Below are 25,954 nucleotides of genomic sequence, written 5' to 3' on the forward strand. Positions count from 1 at the left end.
TCGCGTACTGCTCGCTGGTGAACATGTAGTAGGCGACCACGGCCAGGAAGAGCTGGGTGACGAACACCGGCGTACGCGCCCAGTCCCTGAGCTGCCACAGTCCGCGCGCGACGAACACCAGGAGCGCGCCGACGCCCAGCCCCAGGACGACCAGGGGGATCGCGCTGGTGAGGTCGTTCGCCCGGCCGGTGGCCGCGGTGAGGAGACCGTAGAGCCCGCCGACCGCGGCGGCCAGCCCGATCAGGGCCTCGAGCGCGGAGGCGACGACGATGGTGACAGGACGAGAAGACACCTGACGAGCCTATACGCGCTCCGGACGACCTCCTCCCCCACCCCGGAGCCGCGGAACTCCGTGTGCGGACGGACACGGCCCACCGGTGCGGGCGAAACCACGGGATCCGGAACGCCTAGACTGGCCTCGTGCGCGCCCTTTTCATCGTGAACCCCCAGGCAACCACGACCACGTCACGCACGCGTGAGGTGATCATGGGCGCCCTGGCATCGGAGTTGGACGTCACCGTCGCCGAGACCGAGTACCGCGACCACGCGGGCGAACTGGCCCGTGAGGCGGCCGAGAACGGCTACGAACTGGTGCTGAGCCTCGGCGGCGACGGCACCGTCAACGAGGTGGTCAACGGGCTCCTGGGCACCCCGGAGGAGCTCCGGCGCCCGCGTTACGCGGTGATCCCCGGCGGCAGCGCCAACGTGTTCATCCGCGCCCTCGGCGTGCCCGGCGACCCGGTGGAGGCCACCGGTGTCGTGCTGGAGGCGATCCGCGAGGGGCGTGAGCGCGAGATCAACCTGGGCCGGATCACCAGCGACCAGGACGACCGGTACTTCACGTTCTGTGCTGGTTTCGGGTGGGACGCCGACGTGGTCCAGCAGGTGGAGAACGAGCGCGCCAACGGGCGCAGGGCCACCCCGGCGCTGTACGCGGAAGTCGCGGTAAAGCTGTTCTTCCAGGGGGATATCCAAGATCCGTCACTAAGCGTGGTCAGTCGCGGAAGATCCCTTGTGGGAGCGTATTTCGCACTCGTCACCAACACCACGCCGTGGACGTACGCGGGGGCGCTGCCGCTTCAGCCGACCCCGTCCTCGCGTTTCGAGCTGGGCCTGGACGCTTTCGCGCTCACCCACTCCTCGCACGCGCTCACGGGATGGATCCTTTCCCAAATGTTCTTCCCCAAAGGCCTTCCAGCCCGTGGGGACGGCTACGTCACGTGGCATGACCAGGACTCTCTCCAGATCACGTCGTCCCACCCCAGGGCCTTCCAAATCGACGGTGAATACCTGGGAGACCGCGATCAGGTCAACTTCCACTCTGTACCGAAGGCATTACGAATCGTCTGTTAATTGCGCCGAAAGGCGCCATTCGCAGCCACTGTGACGCACCCGACACGCCGAACAGGACCTTTGGCCTCGGGAACTCTTGCATGGGCCGTTCGATCCTGTCACGCTCAAGATATCGCCGCGAGTTACGGGCGAGTTAATTGGGGCGCTTCCCACATGGCCGTGGGATGAAACCTGGACGGACCTCGGCCGGCACCACCCTCCGATGGAACCCATCCATCGGGCGCCCTTCGCCCGATACGGACACGCGCAAGATCGTGAAAAGCTTCACAAGCCCCCGATCGCCTCACCGTGAGGAGTGGACCGCATGGACTGGCGCCATGACGCAGCCTGCCGTGACGAAGACCCCGAGCTCTTCTTCCCCATCGGAAACTTCGGCCCCGCACTGATCCAGATCGAGGAGGCCAAGGCGGTCTGCCACCGCTGCCCGGTCAGCTCCGCCTGCCTGAAGTGGGCCCTGGAGAGCGGCCAGGACGGCGGCGTGTGGGGCGGCACCAGCGAGGACGAGCGCCGCCTGCTCAAGAAGCGCCGGGGCAGCGCGTACCGCACCATGGTGCGCAGCTGACCCGCCCTCCACGACCGGCGGGGGACGCGCCCCTCAGGGCACCTCCCCCTCCTCGTGCTCCAGCGGCAGCGTGATCGCCACCTCGGTCCCACCGCTCTCCTTCGGCTTGATCGCCAGGGTTCCCCCCAACTCGCCCACGATGAGGGTGCGCACGATCTGGAGGCCCAGACTCGTGGTGCCCTCCAGGTCGAAGTCCTCGGGCAGTCCCCCGCCGTCGTCGGAGACGGCCAGTTCCAGGCTGCTCGGCCCCGGATAGCCCGGTCCGGCGTCGAACCTGCTCACGCGCACCTCTATCCGGCCCGGCCCCTGACCGAGGCCGTGCTCCACCGCGTTCTGCACCAGCTCGGCCAGGACCATCGACAAGGGCGTCGCCACCAGCGCGTTCAGCAGGCCGAACCCGCCGACCCGGCGCGGCACCACCGCGTTCCCGGTCGAGGACACCTCCGCCGCCATCTGCATCACCCGGTCGGCGATGTCGTCGAAGTCCACCACCTCGTCGGGGGTGTGCGAGAGCATCTCGTGCACGATCGCGATGGACCCGACCCGGCCCACCGCCTCGTCCAGCGCCGCCCGCGCCTCGGGGACGTCCAGGCGCCGCGCCTGGAGGCGCAGCAGGGCCGCCACCGTCTGGAGGTTGTTCTTCACCCGGTGGTGGATCTCCCGGATGGTGGCGTCCTTGGTCATCAGCTCGCGCTCGCGGCGGCGCAGCTCGGTGACGTCGCGGACCATCACCAGGGCGCCGATGCGCACGTCGTTGATGACCAGCGGGATGGCACGCAGCTGCACGGTGACCCCGCGCGCCTCCACCTCGGCCTCCTGCGGCGCCCGGCCGCTGGAGGTGTAGGTCAGCGCCTCGTCGCGCGCCTCGCCCGGGGCCGCCAGCTCCAGTGTGGTGCGGTCCAGACGGGCCCCCACCAGATCGGCGGCCAGGCCGAGCCTGCGGTAGGCGGAGAGCGCGTTGGGGCTGGCGTAGACCACCTCGCCGTTCTGGTCCAGGCGCAGCAGTCCGTCGCCGACCCTCGGTGAGCGCACCATCAGGGGCCCCTGGTCGATGAACGGGAACACGCCCTCGGCGATCATCTGGGCCAGGTCGCCCGCGCTCTGGAGGTAGGTCAGCTCCAGGCGGCTGGGCGTGCGCGCCGAGCTGAGGTTGGTGCTGCGCTGGATGACGCCGATGAGTTTGCCCTTGCGGCGCACCGGGATGGTCTCCTCACGCACCGGGACGCCGCCCGACCAGTCGGGGTCGCCGTCGCGGCAGATGCGGCCCTCCCCCCAGGCACGGTCGATGAGGGCCCTGCGACCGATCACACGCGGAGCCGAACGGGACGTGACATCGGTCATGTCGTCACGCAGGACGGTCTCGACCAGGTCGTCCTGGAAGGCGGTCGGGCCGGTGGTCGGACGCATCTGGGCGACGGCCACCCAACCGTTGTCATCACGCAGACGCACCCACAGCACGAGGTCCGCGAAGGACAGGTCCGCCAGGAGCTGCCAGTCCGAGACCAGTGCGTGGATCCATTCGAGATCGGCCTGCTTGAGTGGCGTGTGACGCCTGATGAGATCACTGAGGTGAGGCACTCACAAATCATCCCATGAAGGCGTGCATACTCAAGGGGTACGCACTCGACCAGTGGTCCACACCAATCGGCGGTCGCGAACCCGCCCGTGCCGACCACACCGGGAGGGGTGTGCGGCAAGCGCGGAACTCTGCGGAGGAGACTGATGACTGGTCAGCGCACACTGGACGGCAACCCTCGGGTGCCGAAGTACTACCAGGTGAAGAAGCAGCTCCTGGAGCTGATCGAGGCGATGCCCGCGGGCAACCCGGTCCCTCCGGAGCGTGCCCTGGCGACGCAGTTCGGCACCTCGCGGACCACCGTGCGCCAGGCGCTCACCGAGATGGTGGTCGAGGGGCGCCTGCTGCGCATCCAGGGCAAGGGCACCTTCGTGGCCAAGCCGAAGGTCGCACAGGTCCTCCAGCTCACCAGCTACACCCAGGAGATGCGCGCGCACGGCCTGCACCCCGCCACCCGGATCCTGGACGTGAGCTACATCAACGCCGACGACCAGCTCGCCGAGCTCCTGGCCATCCGGTCGGGCGGACGCGTGCTGCGCATCGAGCGGCTGNGTGGAGACCGCCCACCTGGCCGCGCGGCGCTTCCCGGGACTGCGAAGGCAGCTGGACCGCTACGCGTCCCTCTACGAGGCTCTCGCGAGCGCCTACGACGTTTCCCTGGCCGAGGCGGAGGCCTCGATCGAGACCGTCCTGGCCACCCCCAACGAGGCGCGCCTGCTGGGCGTGGACGTGGGCCTGCCTCTGGTGCTGCACTGCCAGCACAGCTTCGACGGTGACGGCCACCCGGTGGAGTGGGTGCGCTCGCTGTACCGGGGCGACCGCTACAAGTTCGTCACGCGCCTGCGTCCCCCCATGGACTGAGCCCGACCCGCGGGTGTGCGCACGTGTGACCCGGGGCGGCCGACGCCCCGTGCGGTTGCGTCGTCCCCGACCCTCGCCGGAACCCTCACCCCCACGGGATCCCCGGCGAACGCGGCGCGGGGGACGGGGGTCAGACGCGGGAGAGCACCGTGGCGAGGGCGTCCACCACACGGGGGTCGTACTCGCTGTCGGTGTCCATCCTCAGGCGTTCCAGGACCGCCGTGCGGCGCTCGGCGTCGCCGTTCTCCCCGACCAGGTCGTCGAAGGCGTTGGCCACCTTGATGATCCGGCTGCCCAGCGGCGGAACGCCCTCGTCGCCGTCTCCGGCGAGCGGTTCGCACTGGCGGCGGACCGTCTCGGCGACGTTGTCCAGGACACCGGTCTCCCGGATGATGGCCGACCCCAGCTCGGCGATCCGGCGCTGCTCCCTCGGTGAGGCGAGCACGGTGGCACCGGCCGCGATGGGCTCACGCAGCGACAGCTGACCGATGTCGTGCATCAGGGCCGCGTACTCCAGTTCCAGCAGCTCGGCCTCGGCCAGACCCAGCTCACAGGCGATTCCGTGCGCCAGGTGGCTGACGCGGCGGGAGTGCCCGTTCTCCACGTACCCGCCCACCTCGGTGACGCGGGACAGCGCCCGGACCGTCTCCAGGTAGGTCCGCCGGACCTCGGCGTGGCGGCGGAAGGCCACCTGCGAGACCAGGAGCGGGGCGATGAAGACCAGCAGGCCCGCCAGTCCGGTCACCGTGCAGGCCAGCGCGATCAGCACACCGCTGGAGCCGATCGCCACCCCCGTGGCGAACTGGGCGCGCAGCTCGTCGCGGACCGCGACCGCCAGGCGGGTGCGCAGGCGCTCGGCCCGCAGCACGGCCGCCGTCAGGGAGTCCACCGCCCAGGCGAACATGACCAGCGTCGCCATCAGCAGCGTGGCCGTCACCGACGGTCCGGACAGGTCGAGCCGCTCGACCAGGGGCCGGAAGGCCACCGCGACCAGCGCCGTGGCGAACACCCTGCGCGCCACGTCCTCCACCCGTGGGCCGCGGCCCACGGCGATGTGGGGCAGTTCGCCCAGGGCCACGCCCAGGGCGACCACCGCCACCACCTGCAGCGCGGAGTGGTGCAGCGGGCCGGCGCCCAACGACAGCAGGAGCGCGTAGCTGATCGCACCCGCCGAGGCGATGGGTGCGACCTCGCGGTGGCCGGGCAGGGTGATCCGGGCCAGCTCACCGGCCGCGACGACCAGGCAGAAGGCCAGCGCCACGTACGGTTCCACGAACCCGGTGGCGGCCGTCCACACCAACGCGGCCAGGGCCCCGGCCCCCGTCGCGCCGACCAGTACCGCGCGCAGCGGACGGGAGGTCCGCCAGATGGGCCGCGGGCGGTGGTGGCTCAGCGCCCCTCCCTCCGGGCCGCTCAGCACCGGACCGGACGAGTGGGCCCCCTCCGACTGTCTCTGCGTCATCATCGGTCACGTCCGCCCGTCACTGCCTCGGCGGAGGCACCGGTGTCAGCGGAGGCCCCGGCCTCGTCGGCCGCGATCTCCTCGGCGGCCCCCTCCGGGCGGGGGGACGGCGTTCCGGAGGCCGCGGGCCGTTCGGCGGACGTGTCGGACACGACGGGTTCCTCCTCCTTGGGCCCCCGCGCGCGGGTGACCTCCTCGGCGGCCGCCGAACCGTAACAGCCCCCCGGGGGCTCGGCGATGTCCGGGGTCTCCCAGCCCTCGCGTGCGACGGCGCGAACGAGGGCCTCGACCATCCTGGGGTCGAACTGGGTCCCGGCGCAGGCCCGCAGCTCGACGATGGCGTCCTCCACCGACCACGCCTTGCGGTAGGAGCGGGTGGAGGTCAGGCAGTCGAACACGTCGGCCACGCTGATGATGCGCGCGGACTCGGGGATCTCCATCCCGACGAGCCCCATGGGGTATCCGCGCCCGTCCAACCGCTCGTGGTGGTGGCGGATCCCGGCCAGGGCCTCGTCCAGGAAGCTGATCTCCCGCACGATCTCGTAACCGCGGGTGGGATGCAGCTTGATGGCCGCGTACTCGTCCTCGGTGAGTTTCCCCGTCTTCTGCAACACCTTGGTGGGCACCCCGAGCTTGCCGATGTCGTGCAGCATTCCGGCGTAGCGGATCTTCTGTACCCGCTCGGCGGGCATACCCAGTTCGCGGGCGATCATGGCGGCGCCCTCCGCCACGCGCATGCAGTGGCCCCGCGTGTAGTAGTCCTTGGTCTCCACCGCCTGGCAGAGGGTGGCCAGGGTCGCCTCGTGCGCGCGGGTCTCGTCCAGTTGCTGGGCGAAGGTCCAGCGCGCGATGAACAGCGGCAGCAGGACCAGCAGCGGCGCGACGAGGCCGACCCCGCCCCAGACCGCCGCGATGGCCAGTCCGAGCATCTGGTAACCCATGGAGGTCAGTTCCACCGCCATCAGCGGCTGCCAGTGGAACCGGCCTCCCGAGGGGGGCCGTACGGCTCCCAGGGTCCACATCAGGACGCCGACGAGCGCCGAGTTGACCAGGGAGTGCGCCAGGACGGCGGCGACGTAGGGAAGGACGATGGCCGGGAAGTCGCCCCGGGCCGGCTCCCCGACCGTCCCGCCGAGAAGAAGGTAGACGTGTCCGGCCGCGTAGGCCGCCAGCGCGAACTGTGCACCGTTGAACGCCCTCTTGACGAGGCTCTGCCTGCGGATGACGAAGCAGGAGGAGAAACCGACCACCGCCGCTCCGACCGGTCCGACCAGGACGACGGCGGCCAGGGAGACCGCCGAGCTCGGGGAGATCCCCGCCTTGACGCCCGTGAGGACCGCCGTACTGATGGACTCCGCGACCACGAAGAGGATCGCGATCAGAACCAGTGTGCACAGATCGATGCCCGTGTAGGGGCCGATGAGCATGATGGCGACAGCACTGACAACGATGATTCCGACGTAGACACGCGCGCCCCCAGGAAGAGCCCGCACCCCCGTTCACCCCCCACCGACGACGACCGGACTGTCATGGTTTCACCGGTTCTGTTCTACCACCAGGACCATCCGGTGAAGGCGGACACCGCCCAAACAGCGCTCATCATGACGTGGAACGCACCGACGAACATCGTTGTCTCCTCTCCCCAACGCGGGCGCACCGACATTTCCCCGGGCACGCCGCGTAAATTACCCCATTCGTTGGATATGGCGTCCAGTTTAACGGGCCACAGCAGCATCCTGATTGCCCCTAACCCGAACTACCACCACCCCGAGCCCTCCAGGCGACACCAAGTTCCGGAATATGGAATTACGAATTCAATTAGTGGTGCACCTTGATTACCCTACGTCACCAGCCAGCGTCGGCCAGGAGGGGCCGAATATCCACCCCCCAGGCCGCTTGCTCCCCACTCCTCCAGCTGGGACCACCAGGTATGACTACAGATGGTAACTAAGGTAAACACGCCCCGGAACCCGCAGGAAAAATCATTCCGAGTCGGTCACGGCCGAGAACGGCCCGGGCGTGCCGGGCGTGTCGAAGTGGGCGGCCGGGAGGCGACCGGGAAGGCGCCTGACCAAAAACCCGACAGGTACGGGGTTTCCGGAGTGACATTCCCACAAAACCATACAAAACTCTCAGAACACTTCATAAAGCACCAACACCGGACGAGGACACGGAGTCCAACAAAAAGGTGGCGGAAGCTGGAATTCCAGCTTCCGCCACCGTGCGTGTCGGGTTCCGCGTGGTACGGGAGAAGCCCCCTCAGGCTGGTGTGCCCGGAGATTCCGTCCGGGCTTCACGGGCCAGCTGCTCCGTACGGGCCCGGGCGAGGCGGCCGAGGACCTTGTCCCTCAGGTCCATCGGCACCGGGTCGCAACCGCAGTGCTTGGCCACGAGCTTCTTCACCGCCTCCTCCAGCCCGTACTCGTCGAGGCAGGGACCGCACTCGTCCAGGTGCTCGCGGATCTGCTCGCAGTTGGGCTCCTCAAGCTCACCGTCGATGTAGGTGTAGAGCTTTTCGAGCACCTCGCTGCACGGGGTGCCGCTGTGTTTGCCGTGGCCGCCGCTCACTGCCGGTCTCCTCGTTCCGAGCCGTTCTGCTCCCGCCCCCGCGCGGACGATCCCGAGGCGACCGCCTCGGCCGCCGCCCGCGCCGGCAGGAATCCCCGCTCCACCGCGTACTCCTCAAGCTGCGACCGGAGCTGGCGGCGCCCCCTGTGCAGTCGGGACATGACCGTCCCGATGGGCGTCCCCATGATCTCGGCGACCTCCTTGTACGCGAAGCCCTCGACGTCGGCGAGGTACACCGCGATCCGGAAGTCCTCGGGCAGCTCCTGGAGCGCCCGCTTGACATCGGTGTCGGGGAGGTGTTCGAGCGCCTCGGCCTCGGCCGACTTCAGGCCCGCCGCGGTGTGCGACGCGGCCTGCGCCAACTGCCAGTCCTCGACGTCCTCCGTCCCCGCCTGCTTCGGCTCGCGCTGCTTCTTGCGGTAGGAGTTGATGAAGGTGTTGGTGAGGATGCGGTAGAGCCACGCCTTGAGGTTCGTTCCCTGTTTGAACTGGTGGAACGAACCGAACGCCTTGGCGAAGGTTTCCTGAACGAGGTCCTCCGCGTCGGCGGGGTTACGGGTCATCCGCAGCGCCGCGGAGTAGAGCTGGTCGAGGAAGGGCAGCACGTCCCTCTCGAAGCGCTCCTCCCGCTCCTCGGCTGTCTCCTGCTCCTGGCCCTGTTCCAAGCCCGTCGGCCTCCTTGCGCTGGTCCCAGCTGGAGCATCCATGCTCCAACGATACGGTCCCGTGGCATGGACCCGCGCATCGAGGCCGCGTGGCGTCGACACCGTCTCCTCGCGCGCAAGGCACGTCCCGGCTGTCGGCATGGTCCGGCGACCCTCCCCGGTTGTTCGTGGGCACACCCCGGGTCTTCGCTCCCGGGCGTGGTGTCGGGGACAACAACGCTCTCCGCGAGCTGATTCCATGCCGAGGGGGACGAAGGTCCTGACGTTCCGCGAACTTCGCCGTGCGACTCCGTCACCGGAGGTGAGGCATGGCAGAGTGCGGGTAGGACACCTTGAAGGATGGGAGAGGAGTGCACGTGCGACCGTCCTCAACCCCCGCCTCGGACCGTCCCCGGTCGACGGCGGCCCAGTTCGCCACCTCCGACCGGCTGTCGGACTACTGGCGGTTCTACTGGGCGGTCGCCGAGGCGCAGGTCTCCCGGTGGCTCCCCGAGAACCCCTCGCTCCTGCTCGACCTGTCCGGGCCGGACTACCAGGGCACGCCGCGCGCGGTGGCCGCCGGGCACGACGTGGTGACGCTGCTGCCCTCGGCGGACGTGGCGGCGCACCGCCCGCTGACGCTGGTGAACGGGCGCGCGATGGTGCCCCGCCCCGCGCGTCGGGGGCGGTTGCGCCACGTGGTGGGCGACTCCACGTTCCTGCGCAACTTCACCTCGGACGCCTTCGACGGCGTCATCGCCGACAACCGGGTGCTGTCCAGACACCTGGCCACCGAGGAGGCGCTGGCCGAGGTCAGGCGGGTGCTGCGCCCCGGAGGCCGCGCCCTGTTGTGCGTGGACTCGGTGGTTCTGGGCATGGCGCTGCTGGCCGAACAGGACTGCTGGCCCGAGCTGAGCCACGCGCCCGACGCCGACGTGCTCCTGGTGCCCTGGCCGGACGGTTCCATCACGCGGTGTTTCACCGCGGAGCAGCTCACCGAGGCCCTGGCCGACGCCGGTCTGGAGCTGGAGTGGGTCAAACCGCGCACGGTGCTGTCCGCCTCCACGGTGGAGGTGATGCTGGCGCGCGACCCGAGGTCGATGGGGCGCCTGGTGGAGATGGAGCTGCGCGCCACCGAGTCCGACGACTACGTGGGCGTACACCTGGTCGCGAGTGCGAGGAAACCCCTCCAGGCGCCCGAACCGAGGCGCGGCTGACCGGAGGGGCGCCCGCGTCGGGGGCGACGTGGACGGCGGCCACCGGTTCCCCGCCGGTGTGTGGCCGGGACCGGGTGTCGCCCTGCCCGCGATCGTCCCCCGGGTCCTGGAGCACGCCGCGGCCCCGCGTGTGGTCAACGGCGCGGCGTCCCCGGGCGGTCTGGCCAGGGCCGTGCCGGTCGTGACCGCCGGTGTGCCCGCGCCCCTCATGCTGGGACCACCCGCCCCGGAACCGGTGGCGCCCCCGGTCCCGGTCCTGTGGCACCGCCGCCTGGGCGCGGCCCGGCCCGGGCCGGGTGCGGGGGCCGTCGCGGCCCCCGCACCCGGCGAACGGGCTCCCTACTCCGCCAGGGGCAGGTAGACCCGGTTGCCGTGCTCGGCGAACTCCGCTGACTTGTCGGCCATCCCCCGCTCGATGGCGGCGACCGTCTCCAGTCCGTTCTCCTCTGCGTACCTGCGCACGTCCTGGGTGATCTTCATGGAGCAGAACTTCGGCCCGCACATGGAGCAGAAGTGCGCGGTCTTGGCCGGTTCGGCGGGCAGGGTCTCGTCATGGAAGGCCTGCGCGGTCTCGGGGTCCAGCGCCAGGTGGAACTGGTCCTGCCAGCGGAACTCGAACCGTGCCGTGGACAGCGCGTCGTCCCACTCCTGCGCCTTCGGGTGGCCCTTGGCCAGGTCGGCGGCGTGCGCGGCGAGCTTGTAGGTGATCACGCCGGTCTTGACGTCGTCCCGGTTGGGCAGCCCCAGGTGCTCCTTGGGGGTGACGTAGCACAGCATCGCCGTACCGCTCCAGCCGATCTGGGCGGCGCCGATCGCGGAGGTGATGTGGTCGTAGCCGGGCGCGACGTCGGTGGCCAGGGGGCCGAGCGTGTAGAACGGCGCCTCGCCGCACAGCTCCTCCTCCAGGCGCACGTTCTCCGCGATCTTGTGCATGGGCACGTGCCCGGGGCCCTCGATCATCACCTGCACGTCGTGCGCGCGGGCGATGTGGGTGAGTTCTCCCAGGGTGCGCAGTTCGGCGAACTGGGCCTCGTCGTTGGCGTCGGCGATCGACCCGGGCCGCAGGCCGTCACCCAGGGAGAAGGTGACGTCGTACTCCCGGAGGATCTCGCACAGTTCCTCGTAGTGGGTGTAGAGGAAGCTCTCCTTGTGGTGGGCCAGGCACCAGGCCGCCATGATGGAGCCGCCGCGCGAGACGATGGCNTGCCGGTGACCCGGCGGGCGGTGAGCGGCACGTAGCGCAGCAGCACGCCCGCGTGCACGGTCATGTAGTCCACGCCCTGCTCGCACTGCTCGATGACGGTGTCCCGGTAGACCTCCCAGCTCAGCGCGGCCGGATCACCGTTGACCTTCTCCAGGGCCTGGTAGATGGGCACGGTGCCGATCGGGACCGGCGAGTTGCGCAGGATGCGTTCGCGGGTCTCGTGGATGCGCTTGCCGGTGGACAGGTCCATGACGGTGTCGGCTCCCCAGCGGGTGGCCCACACCATCTTCTCCACCTCCTCGGGGACGGAGGAGGTGACGGCGGAGTTGCCGATGTTGGCGTTGATCTTGACCAGGAAGTTCTTGCCGATGATCATCGGCTCGGACTCGGGGTGGCACCGGTTGGCGGGGATGACCGCCCGGCCCACGGCCACCTCCTGGCGGACGAACTCGGGGTCCACGCCCTCGCGGGCGGCCACGAAACGCATCTCGGGGGTGATGGTCCCGGCCTTGGCGTGTGCCAGTTGGGTGGCCGGGGAACGCGTGTCGGTCCACTCCCGGCGGGTCGGGGGCAGGCCCCGGTGGACGTCGATGTGGACGGTGTCGTCGGTGTACGGGCCTGAGGTGTCGTACAGGTCGAAGTGGCTGCCGTTGCTGAGTTCCACCCGGCGTTGGGGAACGCGGAGGGTGTGCCCCTCGGGGGTGTCGACCTCCAGGTGGACCTTGCGTGATCCCATGATGGGACCGGTGGTCACCTGGTGCTCCTGGGCGGAACCGGAGTCGCGGCTGTCGAGAGCCGTCATGGCATGCCTCCCTACGTCGGAATTACCCGAACAGGTTCTGCGGTCGGCGACACCGTTGAGCCGCCCTCTCAGCCCGCCATGGCGCGAGCTCCCGCGTTGCGTATGCAGATGTCGGGGCGCGTCGGACGCGCCCCGGCCCGGACCGGCGCACCGGCCCTGTGGCCCCGGACACCATATCCGGATCCGCCCCGGCCCTGTCCACAGCTCCCAGGGTCAGAAAAGTGTGTCCGGTTCGCCACCCCCGGTGGCGGTGACGGGTTCGAGCAGGTCAGGGCGGTTGTTCTTGATGGTGTTGACGTCGGTGGAGACCTCGTCGACGGCGAACCGGTCGGCCGGGGTGTCCTGGAGCAGGTGGGCCAGCTCGTCGGCGCCGGTCGCCGGGTCCAGCCAGGCGGCCCAGTCCTCGGGGGGCACGACGACGGGCATGCGCTCGTGGATGTGGGCGAGCTCGGGCGCGGCCTCGGTGGTGACCACGGCGCAGCTCCACACCCACGCGGCGGGGTCGTCCTCGGCCACCTCCGGGTCGCGCCAGCGCTCGAAGATCCCCGCCATGGCCAGCGGCCGGTCGTCGGGGTAGTGGATGGAGTAGGGCTTCTTGTCCGCCTTGGACTTGCGCTTCTTGTGGTGGGGGTCGGTGACGGGCGAGGTGCTGGCCCGCGCCGTTCCGTCCCTGCCGATCAGCTGCCACTCGTAGTAGGCGTCGGCGGGCAGCAGGCAGCGGCGGCGCCGGAAGGCCGTGCGGAAGGCGGGTTTGTCGGCGATGGTCTCGCTGCGCGCGTTGATCATCCGGTAACCGACGTTGCGGTCCTTGGCCCAGGAGGGGACCAGACCCCAGCGCAGGGTGTGCAGCGACCGCGGCCCGGGCTCTCCCGGGCCGTCCGCCCGCGGGGGCGGCCCGAGCACCGCGTACACGGGCCTGCCGGGCGAGATGTTGTAGTCCGGCGCCAGTTCCTCCAGCGGGGGCCACGCCCGGGGGTCGGCCTCCTCGTCCAGGGCCTGCTCGGGCAGACCGAAGGCGAGCTGCAACTGGTGCACGTTCCGGGACTGGGCATAACGACCGCACATGTGTTTGATCCTACGGTGTGACCGGCTCGTCCTCCCCCGGAACACCCGTATCCGCCGACATCCCCCGCCCCCGGCATCGTCCCACGGTCACCGTCGACCACCCCGACTCCTGGGGGCGCGGTGGGCGTTCCCGGCCGCCGGTCAGGTGGTCGACCGCACGCGCGGCCCCTCACGAACGGGGGATCGGCAACTGCGCGTCGGGACCACCGTCGGCGTGGGCGGCCCCTCCCCTGGTGGCGGCACGGTCGCGCCAGGCCCTGGCCAGGCCGACCAGCACGGCCAGGCCGCCGAGCGGGGCCAGTGACCACGGCGCCCACGAGTCCAGGGCGCGCAGCAGCACCGAACGCACCCGGGCCTGCTCGGCGTAGGCCGCGACCTGCTGCTCGGCCATGGCCAGCTCCGTGTACAGCAGCCGGGCCTCGCCGCCGGCGTTCTGCGGGCGCAGGGTCTCCGAACGGGTCTCGTGGACGTTGACCACGGTCCCGCTGACCGGTTCCACCCAGAAGGTGCGGCTGACCTCCACCCAACGGGTCGCGGTGACCGTGCCCGAGGCCCCGGGGCGGAACAGGGAGGCGGGGACCGGGCGCGCGGACTCGGGCACCTGGGTGGACTCGATCCGCTGGCCGTAGCGGCGGACCGGGACCCCGGCCACCTCGTCCTCGCCCTGGAACTCCATCATCGGCGCCGAGCGCACCTGGGCGTCGTAGAAGGGATACCCGTCCTGACGGGCACCGGACGGGAAGGAGTACACGAGCCCCGCCTGACGAACCGCCCGGTCGCCGTCGACGTGCTCACCACAGCAGTTGACCGCGAGGCCGGTCCGGCGGTCGACGATGACCCGTCGGCTCCAGTGGTCGATCATCCGCTCGGGTACGGAGGTGTCCACGGACATCTCCCACGCCGACCAGTCGCCGCCGTGCGCGGAGGCGCTCACGCGGGTGACCCGCGTCAGCTCGCTGGCCTGCGTCCACGACCACGTGGAGGTGTCCAGGTACCAGGCGCCCTCGTCGACCATGTGGATCTCGAACTCGGCCTTGGCCGGCAGCAGGGCCGCCCGCTCGTACACGTACAGCGGGAGCAGGGCGGCCAGGGTGAGCAGGAACGTGCCCACGGCCACCAGGAGGGTCCCCGCGGGCAGCGAGCGCCCCGGGCCCGTCCGGGACCCCACCTGTTCGGGGAGGGTCTCCTCGACCCCGGGCACGCTCATGTGCGGGCCTCCTGGGTGTCGTTCTCCCACCGGTCGTCGTCTCCCCCGGAAGGCGCGGAGGCGCCGTTGGTCCGCCCCGGCTGCGCGCTCTGGTCGTCGGCACTGGTGACACCGGCGGGCCGGCCGTTCCCCGGGTTCCCGGCCGCGTGCGCACCAACCGCACCAGCGGAACCACTGGCCTCAGTGAATGGTGACGCGGAAGCGTCTCCGACCTCCCCGGACACATACGCACCGGCCGCGCCAGCCAACCTGTCAACCGCACTGGCCGTGTCGGAGGGTGACACGGCAGCGCCTTCGGACCTCCCGGACGCGTGCGTTCCGACCGGCACACGGTCGTCCCCGTCCTCGGCCGCACCATGGGGTTCGGAGGCCGCGAACGTCCTCTCCCCGGCACCCGCGAACGCCACCGCGCGGGCGCGGACCGACGGTGGGTCGGCGTCGGCGGGTTCCCCGTCGCCCCGCTGCCCCAGGGTCAGCACCAGCCGGGCCAGCGCGGGCAGGCACAGCAGCTGGGGGACCCAGCCGCGCAGCGCTCCGCCGAGCACCTCGGTGACGTCGTGGAAGGGCATGTACAGCACGAGGTGGGTGCCCACGGCCATGGCCAACCCGGCCAGCCCCAGCGACACCGCCACCGGCCACGGCCCCGCCAGGTGGGGCAGCGTCCGCCCGCCCATGGACGGACGCCCCGGCTTGGCGTGCCGCAACCTCTTGGGCACCTGGCGTCCCAGCCACCACATACACAGCAGGATCGCCCCGACCAGGGCGGCTCCGGCCGCACCGGCCACCCACACCCCGTAGGCCAGACCGAGCGGCAGCACCACACGGCGGTCCAGCCATCCGGGACCGACCCCGGGCAGGGAGCGGGACGCGCGCGGCGCCGCGGTCCTCCGCACCGCTCCCCGCGGCGGCAGGCGCCTGGGCCACAGGGCCATGACCACCAGCAGCGCGGCCAGCCCCGCACCCACGGCCAGGGCGCCCCGGTAGGCGGTGTCGGGGGCGTAGGTCAGGGTGACGGTGCCCTCGCTGCCCGCGGGGAGCACCCAGGCCTGCTTCCACCCCTCCAGGCGGACCGGTTCCAGCTGGCCCTCGGCCCCCTCCAACCGGGCCTCCCAGCCCTCGTTGAAGTTCTCGTTGACCACCAGCAGGCTGTCCTCGTCGACGGCCACGTCGAAGCGGCGCTCACCCGAGCCCCACTCGTGGACGGTCCCCACCTCCGCCATGGTGACCTCGGGGCGCTCCCCGATCGGGTCGCCGGACTCCACCAGCGTCGAGCGCACCGCGTAGCGGTTGCCGGGATCGACCACGATCCGGTTCCCGCCCTCGACCAGCTCCAGGTCGGTGCAGCTCTCGTAGCGCAGCGGACGGCCGGTGAGCTGGTCGGCGAGCGTTCCGTCGCTGATCCGGGTCTCCACCCTCTGGCCGTTGACCCGCAGTGTGGGGCCGAGCCCGCAGGGGGTTGCGGCGTCGCCCCCGGGCAGGGCCTCCACGTGCTCCACCCCGGGCAGGGTGATGGTGCCGATCTCCAGAGTCTGCCCCTCGGGGCGTTCGAACGTCACCCGCAGCGACTCCGCGGTGAACTCGGCGAAGTCCACACGACCGCTGCCGTCCAGCCACCCCTCGCGGACGGTTCCGCCGCCCTCGACGGTGACCCGGATCGGACGCAGCACGCTGTCGGCGCGGGGGAACTCGACCTCCAGGTACCCGATCGTGGTGGGTTCGCCCAGCTCGATGTCGAGCCAGGGGTTCCTCTCCTCCGGGTCCGGGTACCAGACGGTGCTCTCGTCGTCGTCCAGCGCGCCCCGTCCCATGGCGGCGGGGTGCTGCACGGCGGTGGAGGACGCGGTGACGTGCGGGTACGGGCTGGCCCGGTTGGCGGCGTTCTCCGCCTCCCGGGGGTCGGTGAGCATGACCTGGCCCGAGACCGTGTGCGGCGCGGCGGCCGACTCCGCCGACAGCGTGAACCCGCGGTCCAGGCGGCTGGCGTCCTCACCCTGCACCTGGAGGTCTGGGTTGCACACCCACACGTGCGAACCCTCCATGCAGCCGGGCACGGTTCCGGTGGAGCCGGTGAACAGCAGGGTTCCGGTGTCGGCGGGGCCGGGAACCCGCAGGGTGCGCGCCGGTTCCAGGCCGGGAACGGAGATCGAGGCGATGCCCACACGGGTGCCGAACCGGTACTCCGGTTCCCAGGCCAGTTCGTCCACGCGCACGCGCAGCGTGGTCGTCGGTCCCGGCGGGACCCTCAGCTCCTGCGGTTCCTCGGTCCCGGCGACGGGCACCTGCGTCTCACCGTCGTCGGTGACGAGGGTGATCCGTGAGGGCGGCGGCTCGTCGGCCAGCTGCTCGAAGGCGATGCTGAGCCCGGTCAGGTCCTGGGGCTCCTCGAACTCGACCTCGATCCACTCGCCCAGGGCGCCGGTGAAGGCGCTGGACCGCCAGGAGGTGCTGAGGTCGTCGTCGAGCGCGGCGTGCGGCGCGTGCCCGGGGTCGCGGTCGACGGCTCGGGCCCCCGCCCCGCTCTCGGAGGAGGAGGCGCTCACCGAGGCGATGCCGACGTCCTCGGCGTACGCGACGTGGTCCTCCCACGCCGGGTCGGAGATGTTGGGGGCCGGGACGTCGCGTTCGTACTCCTGGTCCTCGGTGAGGGTGGCCGACATGTTGCGGCGCACGTCGGGGTAGACGACCTCGCGTCGGCGGGCGGTGTCGGTGACGACCGTGTCCTCGGCGGCGATCCCCTCCGCGCCGGGGTCGTCGCCCAGCAGGATCGGGCGGTCGCCGTTGACCAGTCCCTGTTCGGCCAGGTGGAGCACGGACTCGGGGCCGCCGGTGACCCTGATCGCCTCGTCGGCGGGGACGGTGCCGACGGTGGGCGCGGCGTCCTCCACCTCGTAGACGCTCAGGGCCTGGTAGGGCTGGTCGAACCACTGGGAGGCGGACTGGTGCTCCAGGGAGCCGATGACCGGGCCGAACTCGGCGGCGAGGGTGACGCCGGGCGAGTCGCCCAGGGCCTGGTGGACGCGGGCTGGCCAGCCGCCGTTGTTGCCCGTGCGCTGGAGGTCGTTGCGTACGAGCAGGTGGGTGACGCCCATGCGGGCGAGGGCGTCGGCGAGCCCCGCCGACCCGCGGCCGGAGGAGACGCGCTGGTCGATCGCGTGGTTGATCCGGGAGAGACCCGCCGAACCCCACGGGATGATCTGGTGGTTGGTCCAGGCGCCGTCGAACAGGGGCTGGAGGGGTTCGTCCATGGGACGCCCCCACTGGTACTCTCCGCGCGCCGAACCGGGCAGGGCCATGGTCATGCCGCGCTCGTCGGTGCGCTCCTCCAGCCAGTCGGTGGCCTCGTACCAGTAGTCGGGGATCCTCACGAATCCGCCCGCCGGGGCGATCCCCACCGTGCTGACGGGCACGAGGGTGAGCACGAAGACCGACGCGGTGGCGCCCGCGACGGTGCGGCGCACACGGCCGGGTACGGGTGTGCCGTGCCGGTCGGCCCGGTCCCGGGCCACCACCACGGGCAGGTGGGCCAGGCCCATGACCAGGGGCAGACGCACGAGCGCGTCGAACTTGTGCACGTTGCGGAACGGCGCGAGGGCACCGTCGAACGCCTCGCGCATGGTCCCCGCGAAGGGGCCCGTGAGGTCACCGGTGAACCCCGCGACGATGATCGCGGTGCCGGTGAGGAGGCTGGTGACGAGGAAGAGGCGTTCGGGGGTGCGCCGGTTGACGAGCCCGGCCAGGCCGAGCCCGGCGACCAGGGCCGTGACCGCGATCAGCCAGGGGGTGAGGGACAGCTCCGCGCCCGCGGGCAGGGCGGTGTTGCCCTGGGAGGGGAGGAAGCCCATCCAGTTGGAGGTGCCGCGCAGCGTGTTGACCAGCGAGGTCACGCCGGTGGTGACGGAGGCGTCCTCGGTGTAGGGCATGAACGAGAACACGTACCGCGACATGATGAGCAGCGGCGCGACGTACCAGAACGAGGCCAGGACCAGCGCGCCCGACCACCAGAGGATCAGGCGCCACTTGCGGGGCCCGTTCGCCCGGGTGACCAGGTAGAGGCCGGGCACGACCAGGACGGCCAGTTCCGAGGCGGCGTTGGTGCCGCCGCAGAGCAGGAACGCCAGGCCCGACAGCAGCGCCATACGCGCGGGCGGGTAACCGCGTCTGGCCCCGAGCACGAGCGGCAGCAGGATCCACGGCATGAGCAGCATGGGCTGCAACTCGGCGGAGTTGTAGGACAGCAGCGTCAGCACGCGGGGGGCCAGGGCGTAGGCGACCCCGGCCAGGATGCGGGTGTTGACGGTGCCGACGCCCATGGCCCCGGCGACCTTGTACACGCCGGTGAACGCGGCGACGAGCAGGACCGCCATCCACAGGCGCTGTATGAGCCAGTCGGGCATGCCGAGCACGTCGAACAGCAGGTGGAAGGGGCCGTTGGGGAAGAAGTACCCGTAGGCCTGGTTCTGGATCTGGCCGAAGTAGGAGGCGTCCCACAGGTGCAGGGCGCGCTCCATGAACCCCAGGGGGTTGCTCGTCAGGTCGAGCTTGGTGTCGCTGACGATCCTGCCTGGTTCGATGCTGGCGGCCAGCGCGCCCAGGAGCAGACACACCGTGAGGACCTTCAGACGGGCCAGCAGCCCGTCGTCCCCGCCCCGGGGGGCCGGTGTGCGGGAATCCTCCGGTTCGCGCCTGGCGGTGGATTCCGTTGGAGTCACATCGTCGCTTTCTTGCCTACTGCCGTGTCCGGTGTGTCGGCAGTGCCCAGGGGGTCGGGGACGTCCGCGGCGTCGGGGGTATCCGGGAGGTGGTGGACGCCCGGGGTCTCGGGGGCGTCGGGCCCGGTGCCGTCGTGCTCCGTAGCGCCGGGGAGGCCGAGCTCCCTGGCGACCAGGCGGGTCATCCGCGCGCCGCTGGCCTCCCAGGTGAACCGGGACGCCCACGCGCGGCAGGCACGCCGCACGGCCTCGGCCCGTCGGGGGTCGGAGAGCTCCTTGAGGGCGCGGGCGACCACGTCGGCGAGCTCCTCACCGTCGCGCACCAGCCACCCGGTCTCGCCGTCGCGGACCGAATCGCGAAGTCCGTCCACATCGTAGGCCACGGTCGGCACTCCGAGACGTGCCGCCTCGATGACGGTCAGGCCCCAGCCCTCGAACTCGGAGGCGGTGACGTGGAGGTGGCACGAGGCCAGGACGTCGTTCTTGTCCTCCTCGGACAGGAACCCGTGCAGGTGGACGCGGTCGCCCGTGCCGTCGCGCGCGATCCGGTCGGCGAGGGGCGCGCCCTCGGGGCCGCGGCCGATGATGTGCACCCTCAGGTCGGGGTACTCGTCGCGGAGCCGCCCGGCGAGGTCGACCACCCGCGAGACGCGCTTCTGGACGACGAGGCGGCCCAGACTGACCACCGCCGGGTAGGGGTGGCGCTCCGGGGACGACGAACGGGGGCGGAGGGACGTCCGGGGCGCGGGGAGGCCGCCGTTGTGGATGATCTCGATGGGCGCCCGCCAGCCGAGCTTGTCGCGCATGGCCCTGCGGGAGGACTCCGAGACGGTGACGGTGGTGCAGCGACGGTAGACGCGCGAGGCGACCGCGGACTCGACGAAACGGCCCAACCAGGCGATCGGCCGCGGGAAGTAGGCGTTGAACTGGAGGTCGTGCACGTGGTGGACGACGCTGACCACCCGGGTTCCGCGGCGCAGCACGAGACGGCACAGGAACGGGATCCCGTTCATGCAGTCGAAGGCGAGCTGGTACTCGCGCCGCCACAGGGTCAGCCACGCCATGACGCGCGGGTAGACGGTGAACCTGCCGCCCATGCGGCGGATGACGATCCCGTCCCTGGTCTCCACCCGGGCCTGGTGGGGCTCGCGGCTGGTGAGGAAGGTGACGATGGCGCCGCGTTCGGCCAGGTGGCGGCTGATCCGCCAGGCGTACTCCTCCGCTCCCCCGGCGGTGGACTGCCAGGGGTCGCGCCAGTTGACCATGACCAGGCGGACACCGTCGAGGCGCGGCCCGAGGTCGGGGCGTACGCCGGTGTCGGCCTGGACGGGGACGGTGACGGCCGGGGCCTCGGCGACCGCGGGCAGGTCGGGTTCCGCCTCCTGGCGGACCCGGTGGACCTTCGGGAAGACCACACGCTCTCCTTCCGCGCGGTGTCCGGCCGGACGCGCGTGACTACTGGAGGAACGCGCGTTATCACGTAGCGCGACGCCCCGTGGGAAGGGCGGAGCGCACGCCGGGCAGGCCCGTGGGCCGGACGTCAGTGGTGGTGGGCGGCCGGGGGACGGTCCCCGGGGTCGCGGGAGTCGGGGAGTGGGGCGCCCCGCGGGGGCGGAGCGCCCGCGAACCTCCGCGGTACGGGCGTCCTAGCGGTCGCCGTAGTTGTAGAGGGTTTCGTTCACCGGTTCCGCGGTGGCGGTCGACTCCGTGGCGACGCTGGTGGCCACGAAGGTGGCACCTCCCGCCAGGGCCGCACCGACGACGCAGGCGGCGATTACCTTGATCACTTGGGGATCTCCTTCCGCGCGCCCGGCCCCGCGCTGGGACCGGAGCACTGGAAAACGAGACTAGAACCTGATCTAGCCACAGACCAGATGATTGCCCCAACTGTAACTAACCCCCCGGTAACTTCCAACCCCGGAATGCCAGCTTTGTCAGGCTTTACATGCTGGTCCTGCACCCGCAGAAGGGTCATGTCCTCCCCCTCCACCACCACGGACAGACCCTCCACACCAGACCAGAACTGGTTATCGACCGGGGCGGACACCGCCACGTACCGCACGCCCAACCCGCCCAGCGTCACGGCGTCCAACCGCTCGGGCAGACCCGTCCGGGGGTCGGATCCGAGCACCCGGGCGACCTCCCGTGCCCGGGCGTCCTCACCGGCCACGACCACCGTGCCCCCGTCCGGGGTGCCCACGACCAGGTCGTCGTTCCAGAGGGCGCGCCGGTCGAAGAGCTTGGTGGCCGGATCCAGGACCACCACGGGACGCCCCGACCAGTCGGGACCGCGGTAGGCGCTCCAGGGCAGCACCAGCACCGTGCCGGGCCGGTCGTCGGCGGCCACCGCCTCCTGGGCCGCCAGCCACTCCTCGGGATAGCGCACCGGGGCCAGCCGACCGCCCGCGCCCCACAACAGCCCCGGAAGAACCACCACCGGCAGGAACACCACGAACACCGCGAGCCCCACGCGCCACGGAGTGCCCGCGCCGTCCGAGCCGGAGGCCGCCGCCGCGCGCCTTCCGGTCAACCACCACACGCACGCGCCCAGTCCCAGCGCCTGGACCAGGGCCAACGGAGCCACGTACAGCTGGCCGTCGCGCAGCGGCCCGAACCCCGGCCAGGCGGAGATCAGCCGGACCAGGAGTTCGCGCCCCGGTTCCGTGACGCCCAGCAGGGAGATCAGCAGGCCCAGGACCGCGGCCACCGACAGACCGGGGCCGAACCCCGGCCGGTCGCGGCGCGACCACCACACCCATCCCGCCAGCGACACCAGGCACAACAGCAGCCGCGCCGTGGCCGTCACCGGCTCCCCGTAGCCCGGGGGGACCGCGCCGGAGTTCCACACCCCGCCCAGGAGCAGCAGGGAGCCGACCACGCCGAACGGGGTGTCCGAACGGGCCGCGAACGCCTCCACCCCGGAGGGGTCGGTGTCCGCGCCGCTGGTCAGGGCGGGCAGCAGCCAGGGCAGGGAGACCGTGACCAGCGCGAGCGCGAACAGCCCCGCCCGCGTCCACCAGCGCCCGCCGGACGCCGCCGGGGTGCGCGCCACGCCCGCTCCTGGGTCCTCCCCCGTGGCGGACGCGGATGGCGCAGCGCCCCCATGACTCCCGGAGAACTCACGCGGCACACCGGACGCTTGCGCCTCCTCCATTGCGTGCCCTGACGGCTCCGCCCTCTCCACGGGCTCGGAGAGCCCGTGCGCGACACCAGAGACCGGGGGCCTCGCCGGAGCAGGTCCCGACGGCGCCCTCCCAGCCTCCGCGTCCTCCGACCGCTGGCGTGGTGCGGGCCTCGACGACCCACGCCGCACGGCGGCCCCCTCCCCCCGGGGACGCACGAGCGCGACGGGACCGGCCGTGAGGGCACTCAGCACCACCGACGAGAACCCGCCCACGGCCGCCGGAAGCAGCGCGCGGACCAGTCCGGCGAATCCCGCCGCCGGACGCACCACGGCCAGCCGTGCGGTGGCCCCCACCACCCATGGCAGTCCCGCGTACCCCAGCAGCATCGCCCACTGGCCCAGCAGCAGGCGCTCGGCCACGAACGGGTTCCACACATAGGCCGCCCCGGCGGCGGCCGAAGCCAGCAGGGCCCCGATCCGACCGCCCCGGCACAGCACACGCGAAACCAGACGCGCGGCACCGGCCCCGCCCACGGTGAACACCGCCAACAGCGCCACCGACTGCACGACGTCCCCCGGCAGCACGGCGGACAGCGCGGCCACCGCGGCGTCGCTGGGAACCGCCCGGGGAAAACCGTCCGCGCCCCGCAGCACGGTGCCCAACGACGGGTCGGGCACGAACACCATGTCGTACCGGAGCACGTACCCCGGACCCAGCGCCGGACCGAGTGCCAGCACCCCGGCGAGCAGCCCCACGGCCCACGGCAGCAGCCGCGCGGCCCGACNCGCCGTGGCCGGCCCCCTCGTCCCGCTCCGAAACCATCAGCCCTCCGAGAGCAGGACGCTGTCGGAGTAGCCGCCCTCCGCGTAGTCGCGGTAGGAGCGGACCACGACCTCGTAGGCGCCCGAGACCGTCGCCGACCAGCGCGTCGCCTCCCCCACCGACCCCAGCGTGCGCCATCCCCGGCCGTCCTCGGGACCGCGCGCGTCACGTCGCTCGCAACGCGTCTCCGGCTCCACGGGATCGGGTTCGGAGGGCTCCGGCCGGGGTTCCGGCGTGGGCGTGGGCGGCGGCGACGGCCGCGGGTCCGGCGTGGGCGGACCACTGCTTCCCCCGGACGGATCGTCCACCGGCCCGTCCGAGGGATCGCCCTCCCCCGTGGTCTCCGCGGGCGGACGCCTGTCGTCGGCCACCGAGCACTCCAGCACCCGCACCCACACCTCGTAGTGGGAGGCCTCCGCCACCTCCTCCCACTCCACGGTCGCCCCTCCGTCGAGGACCCGCACCCACGACGGCCCCGGAGGCGGTTCGTCGTCCCACACCCACTGGAGGGGCTCGGACTCCACCCCCTCGTCCCGGCCCTTGAACGGACGCACCACGAACTCGTACCGCGCCCCGCTGAACAACCCCTCCACCAGAACGGAACGGCCGTCCCCGTCGACGCGCACGTCCACGGGAAGCACGGTGGCCTCGTCCGGATCAGGTGTGACCCGCCGTTGCGACACCCGGTAGTCGGTCGCGCCGGGCACGGCCTCCCAGCTGAGCACGAGGCCGTCCTCGGACTCCTCGGCCACGGGCTCGGGCGCGGTCAGCGGACCCACCGCCGGGTTCGGCAGCGGGCGCCGGTAGGCCCGTCCGACCTCCAGGGGATCGGCGAGTGCGTCGGCGAAGGCCGCGGCGATCCTCAGCCCGCCGCGCGTGTTCGGGTGCACCCCGTCCCAGCTGTCGCGGGCCGGGGCGTACCCGTCGGCGACCCGCGCGACCACCACGGGCGAGTCGCTGGAGGTGAGCCGCGAGGCGAGGTCGACCAGACCCATGTTGAACCGGTCGATCTCGGCGTTGATCCTCCCGTCCGCGCCGGTACCCTCGACCGGCGGCAACTCCCCGACGACGAACCGGGTCCTCCCGTGCACGACGCGCACCGTGGAGACCGTCGCACCGATCCCCTCCAGCGCGCTGTCGGCGCCGCCACCGGCCAGGATGTCCTCCGTTCCGGCCAGGAGGAGCAGGTAGTGGGGCTCGTGCTCGGCGGCGATCCGCGCGGTCTCGGCGGCCAGTTCCCGCGCGGTGGCCCCCCACCGGGCGGCGTGGTCGGTGTCGAAGTCGGGGACGGCGTAGTCGTGGTCGTCGAACTCCCCCGCCTCCAGCCCGTACAGGCCGTCGCGCGGACCGACGAAGTCGACCTCCACGTCGGCCTCGCGCAGGTGGGACCACAGGCGGTAGCGCCAGGTGTGGTCACCGCTGCTTCCCTGGGTCAGCGAGTCGCCGACGGCCATGACGCGCAGTTCCCCCTCGGGCGGACCCGGCACGGTGACGGGTCCGGTGGCGGGCCCGTTCTCCGTGCCCTCCGCTCCCCCGGAACCGGTCTGGACGAGCAGGAGGGTGACGGCCATCGCCGAGAGCATGACACCGAGCAGCCCGAGCGGCCCCGGTTCGAAACGCGAGGGCCGCCACGGGGCCAGGTCGCGCCAGGTCAGGTCGCGCGGGTCGGGCCAGAGGCGCCGGTTCCAGCGGAACCGGTCAGCCACACGCTCACGGAACGCGGGGCGTACGGGCACCGTCTCCGGGCCACCCGTGGCCTCGGTGGCCCCAGCGCCCTCGGCGGCCTCAGGCTCCCCCGCGGCCCCGGCGCCAACGGGGTCCGCCTCCGCACGCGGTTCGTCGGTCCCCTCGTCCGGGGAGCTCGGGGCGTCCTCGTCGGGCTCACGCGGGTCCTGCACCGTGCCCATCCCTCGCCGTCGCGCCGTGCGAACATCTCCGAAACAGGTTCTACCCATGCCCTGGCTCGCCAATGACCTGGAAACCTCACAGGTCAGAAACAGGAGCTCGTCAGAGAAGACTAGAACTGGTTATATGGAGGACGTCAACCATCCGACGCCCTCAGCGGCTGAGCGGGACCGCGAACACCGACGTTAGCGGCTACCCCCTCCCCCTCGACCTCCCGGTCCGGCACCGCCGACCCGGATCCGCGCCCCGTCGGGGTCCGGACTCCTCCGGGGTCCACGGGACGGCCGGATCACCCACCAGGAACCCCCTAAGGCACTCCCACACCCCGACCCCCGACCGAGCAGGCGCGCGAACGGCCGCGGCCCCGACAAGAAAGCAGGCCAGCCCCGTGACCGGACTCCTGGTAGCCCTGCTGTCCGCCGTGGTCTACACCGTCGGCCTGACCGTGGAACAGCGCGCGCTGCACGGCGCGGAGTCGATCTCGATCAACCGCCCCCTCCACCTGGCCCGGGTCCTGCTCACCAACCCGCGGTGGGTACTCGGCTGCGTCTTCGCCGCCCTGGGAAGCGTGGGCCTGATCGTCTCACTCGGCCTGGCCCCGGTGTCGGTGGCCCAGCCCGCCTTCGCCGCCGGGGTCGCCTGCGGCATCCTCGTCATCACCCTCGTACTCGGCGAACGCCTCACCCGGGGCGAGTACGTGGCGCTCGGCGTCATGCCGGTCGCGCTCGGCCTGCTCAGCATGTCCACCGCCGACGGCGCCGAGACCGGGACCACGGCCTCCGCCCCGCTGCTCATCGCCGTCAGCCTGACCACCGTGGCGGTGTGCCTGGCCGTCGTCGGCCTGGCCAGCGGCCGGGGCCGCTACATGTCGG

General features: G+C 71.7%; 17 protein-coding genes and 3 pseudogenes (1 of these 20 cut by a window edge). 6 read left to right on the plus strand and 14 right to left on the minus strand.

The window, feature by feature from the left end; all coding sequences use genetic code 11:
- A partial coding sequence (locus tag D455_RS0117245; protein ID WP_017571961.1) for a hypothetical protein occupies positions 1-292 on the minus strand: 292 nt, incomplete at its 3' end.
- Between the two features lie 128 nt (positions 293-420).
- Here D455_RS0117245 and D455_RS0117250 point away from each other — a divergent pair.
- Both D455_RS0117250 and D455_RS0117255 read left to right on the plus strand, forming a co-directional pair.
- Positions 421-1,353, plus strand: coding sequence for a diacylglycerol/lipid kinase family protein (locus tag D455_RS0117250; protein WP_017571962.1), 933 nt, complete (start codon positions 421-423; stop codon positions 1,351-1,353).
- A 304-nt stretch (positions 1,354-1,657) separates the two neighbouring features.
- A complete protein-coding gene (locus tag D455_RS0117255; RefSeq protein WP_017571963.1) occupies positions 1,658-1,915 on the plus strand; it encodes a WhiB family transcriptional regulator in 258 nt (85 codons plus the stop codon).
- A gap of 33 nt (positions 1,916-1,948) precedes the next feature.
- Here D455_RS0117255 and D455_RS0117260 read toward each other — a convergent pair whose 3' ends face one another.
- Entirely contained in the window at positions 1,949-3,493 is a 1,545-nt protein-coding gene (locus D455_RS0117260) for a sensor histidine kinase (RefSeq protein WP_017571964.1), read from the minus strand.
- Between the two features lie 144 nt (positions 3,494-3,637).
- Between D455_RS0117260 and D455_RS30815 the strand changes: the two are divergent.
- Positions 3,638-4,352 (plus strand): annotated as a pseudogene (locus D455_RS30815) (GntR family transcriptional regulator).
- A 130-nt stretch (positions 4,353-4,482) separates the two neighbouring features.
- Here D455_RS30815 and D455_RS0117270 read toward each other — a convergent pair.
- From D455_RS0117270 to D455_RS0117290, 4 genes are all read right to left on the minus strand, one after another.
- Positions 4,483-5,814, minus strand: coding sequence for an HD-GYP domain-containing protein (locus D455_RS0117270; RefSeq protein ID WP_017571967.1), 1,332 nt, complete (start codon positions 5,812-5,814; stop codon positions 4,483-4,485).
- Positions 5,814-7,241 (minus strand): HD-GYP domain-containing protein, encoded by a 1,428-nt coding sequence (locus tag D455_RS0117275; protein WP_017571968.1) that lies wholly within the window; start codon positions 7,239-7,241, stop codon positions 5,814-5,816. Before D455_RS0117275 ends, D455_RS0117270 begins: the two co-directional genes overlap by 1 nt.
- A gap of 832 nt (positions 7,242-8,073) precedes the next feature.
- Complete coding sequence (rsrA, locus tag D455_RS0117285) at positions 8,074-8,382, minus strand: mycothiol system anti-sigma-R factor (RefSeq protein WP_017571969.1); 309 nt, start codon at positions 8,380-8,382, stop codon at positions 8,074-8,076.
- Positions 8,379-9,047 carry a sigma-70 family RNA polymerase sigma factor gene (locus D455_RS0117290; RefSeq protein WP_017571970.1) on the minus strand — a complete coding sequence of 223 codons (669 nt, stop codon included), beginning with the start codon at positions 9,045-9,047 and terminating at the stop codon, positions 8,379-8,381. Before D455_RS0117290 ends, rsrA begins: the two co-directional genes overlap by 4 nt.
- 350 nt (positions 9,048-9,397) lie before the next feature.
- On the opposite strand from D455_RS0117290, the gene D455_RS0117295 reads away from it, so the two are divergent.
- Both D455_RS0117295 and D455_RS0117300 read left to right on the plus strand, forming a co-directional pair.
- Positions 9,398-10,243, plus strand: coding sequence for a methyltransferase domain-containing protein (locus D455_RS0117295; RefSeq protein ID WP_017571971.1), 846 nt, complete (start codon positions 9,398-9,400; stop codon positions 10,241-10,243).
- 28 nt (positions 10,244-10,271) lie between these two features.
- Complete coding sequence (locus tag D455_RS0117300; RefSeq protein WP_017571972.1) at positions 10,272-10,604, plus strand: DUF4345 family protein; 333 nt, start codon at positions 10,272-10,274, stop codon at positions 10,602-10,604.
- Here the strand turns inward: D455_RS0117300 and thiC are convergent.
- From thiC to D455_RS30825, 8 genes and pseudogenes are all read right to left on the minus strand, one after another.
- Positions 10,583-12,249 (minus strand): annotated as a pseudogene (gene thiC, locus D455_RS30820) (phosphomethylpyrimidine synthase ThiC). The gene D455_RS0117300 and the pseudogene thiC sit on opposite strands and share 22 nt — an antisense overlap.
- A 213-nt stretch (positions 12,250-12,462) precedes the next feature.
- Positions 12,463-13,314, minus strand: coding sequence for an SOS response-associated peptidase (locus tag D455_RS0117310; protein ID WP_017571973.1), 852 nt, complete (start codon positions 13,312-13,314; stop codon positions 12,463-12,465).
- 169 nt (positions 13,315-13,483) lie between these two features.
- Positions 13,484-14,521, minus strand: a complete 1,038-nt coding sequence (locus tag D455_RS0117315; protein WP_017571974.1) for a DUF3068 domain-containing protein — start codon at positions 14,519-14,521, stop codon at positions 13,484-13,486.
- Entirely contained in the window at positions 14,518-19,230 is a 4,713-nt protein-coding gene (locus D455_RS0117320; protein ID WP_017571975.1) for an alpha-(1->3)-arabinofuranosyltransferase, read from the minus strand. The genes D455_RS0117315 and D455_RS0117320 overlap by 4 nt, the downstream gene beginning before the upstream one ends.
- Positions 19,227-20,645: a glycosyltransferase family 4 protein gene (locus tag D455_RS0117325; protein WP_017571976.1), complete on the minus strand. Its 1,419-nt coding sequence runs from the start codon at positions 20,643-20,645 to the stop codon at positions 19,227-19,229. Before D455_RS0117325 ends, D455_RS0117320 begins: the two co-directional genes overlap by 4 nt.
- Positions 20,646-20,876: 231 nt before the next feature.
- Entirely contained in the window at positions 20,877-21,017 is a 141-nt protein-coding gene (locus tag D455_RS34570; RefSeq protein ID WP_017571977.1) for a hypothetical protein, read from the minus strand.
- Positions 21,014-23,110 carry a hypothetical protein gene (locus tag D455_RS34740; RefSeq protein WP_017571978.1) on the minus strand — a complete coding sequence of 699 codons (2,097 nt, stop codon included), beginning with the start codon at positions 23,108-23,110 and terminating at the stop codon, positions 21,014-21,016. Before D455_RS34740 ends, D455_RS34570 begins: the two co-directional genes overlap by 4 nt.
- 66 nt (positions 23,111-23,176) lie before the next feature.
- Complete coding sequence (locus D455_RS30825) at positions 23,177-25,084, minus strand: GDSL-type esterase/lipase family protein (protein WP_017571979.1); 1,908 nt, start codon at positions 25,082-25,084, stop codon at positions 23,177-23,179.
- Positions 25,085-25,470: 386 nt separating this feature from the next.
- On the opposite strand from D455_RS30825, the pseudogene D455_RS30830 reads away from it, so the two are divergent.
- A pseudogene (locus D455_RS30830) lies at positions 25,471-25,954 on the plus strand (hypothetical protein) (it continues 433 nt past the right edge of the window).

The organism is Nocardiopsis halotolerans DSM 44410 (genome assembly GCF_000341065.1).
GTDB classification, from domain to species: Bacteria; Actinomycetota; Actinomycetes; order Streptosporangiales; family Streptosporangiaceae; genus Nocardiopsis; species Nocardiopsis halotolerans.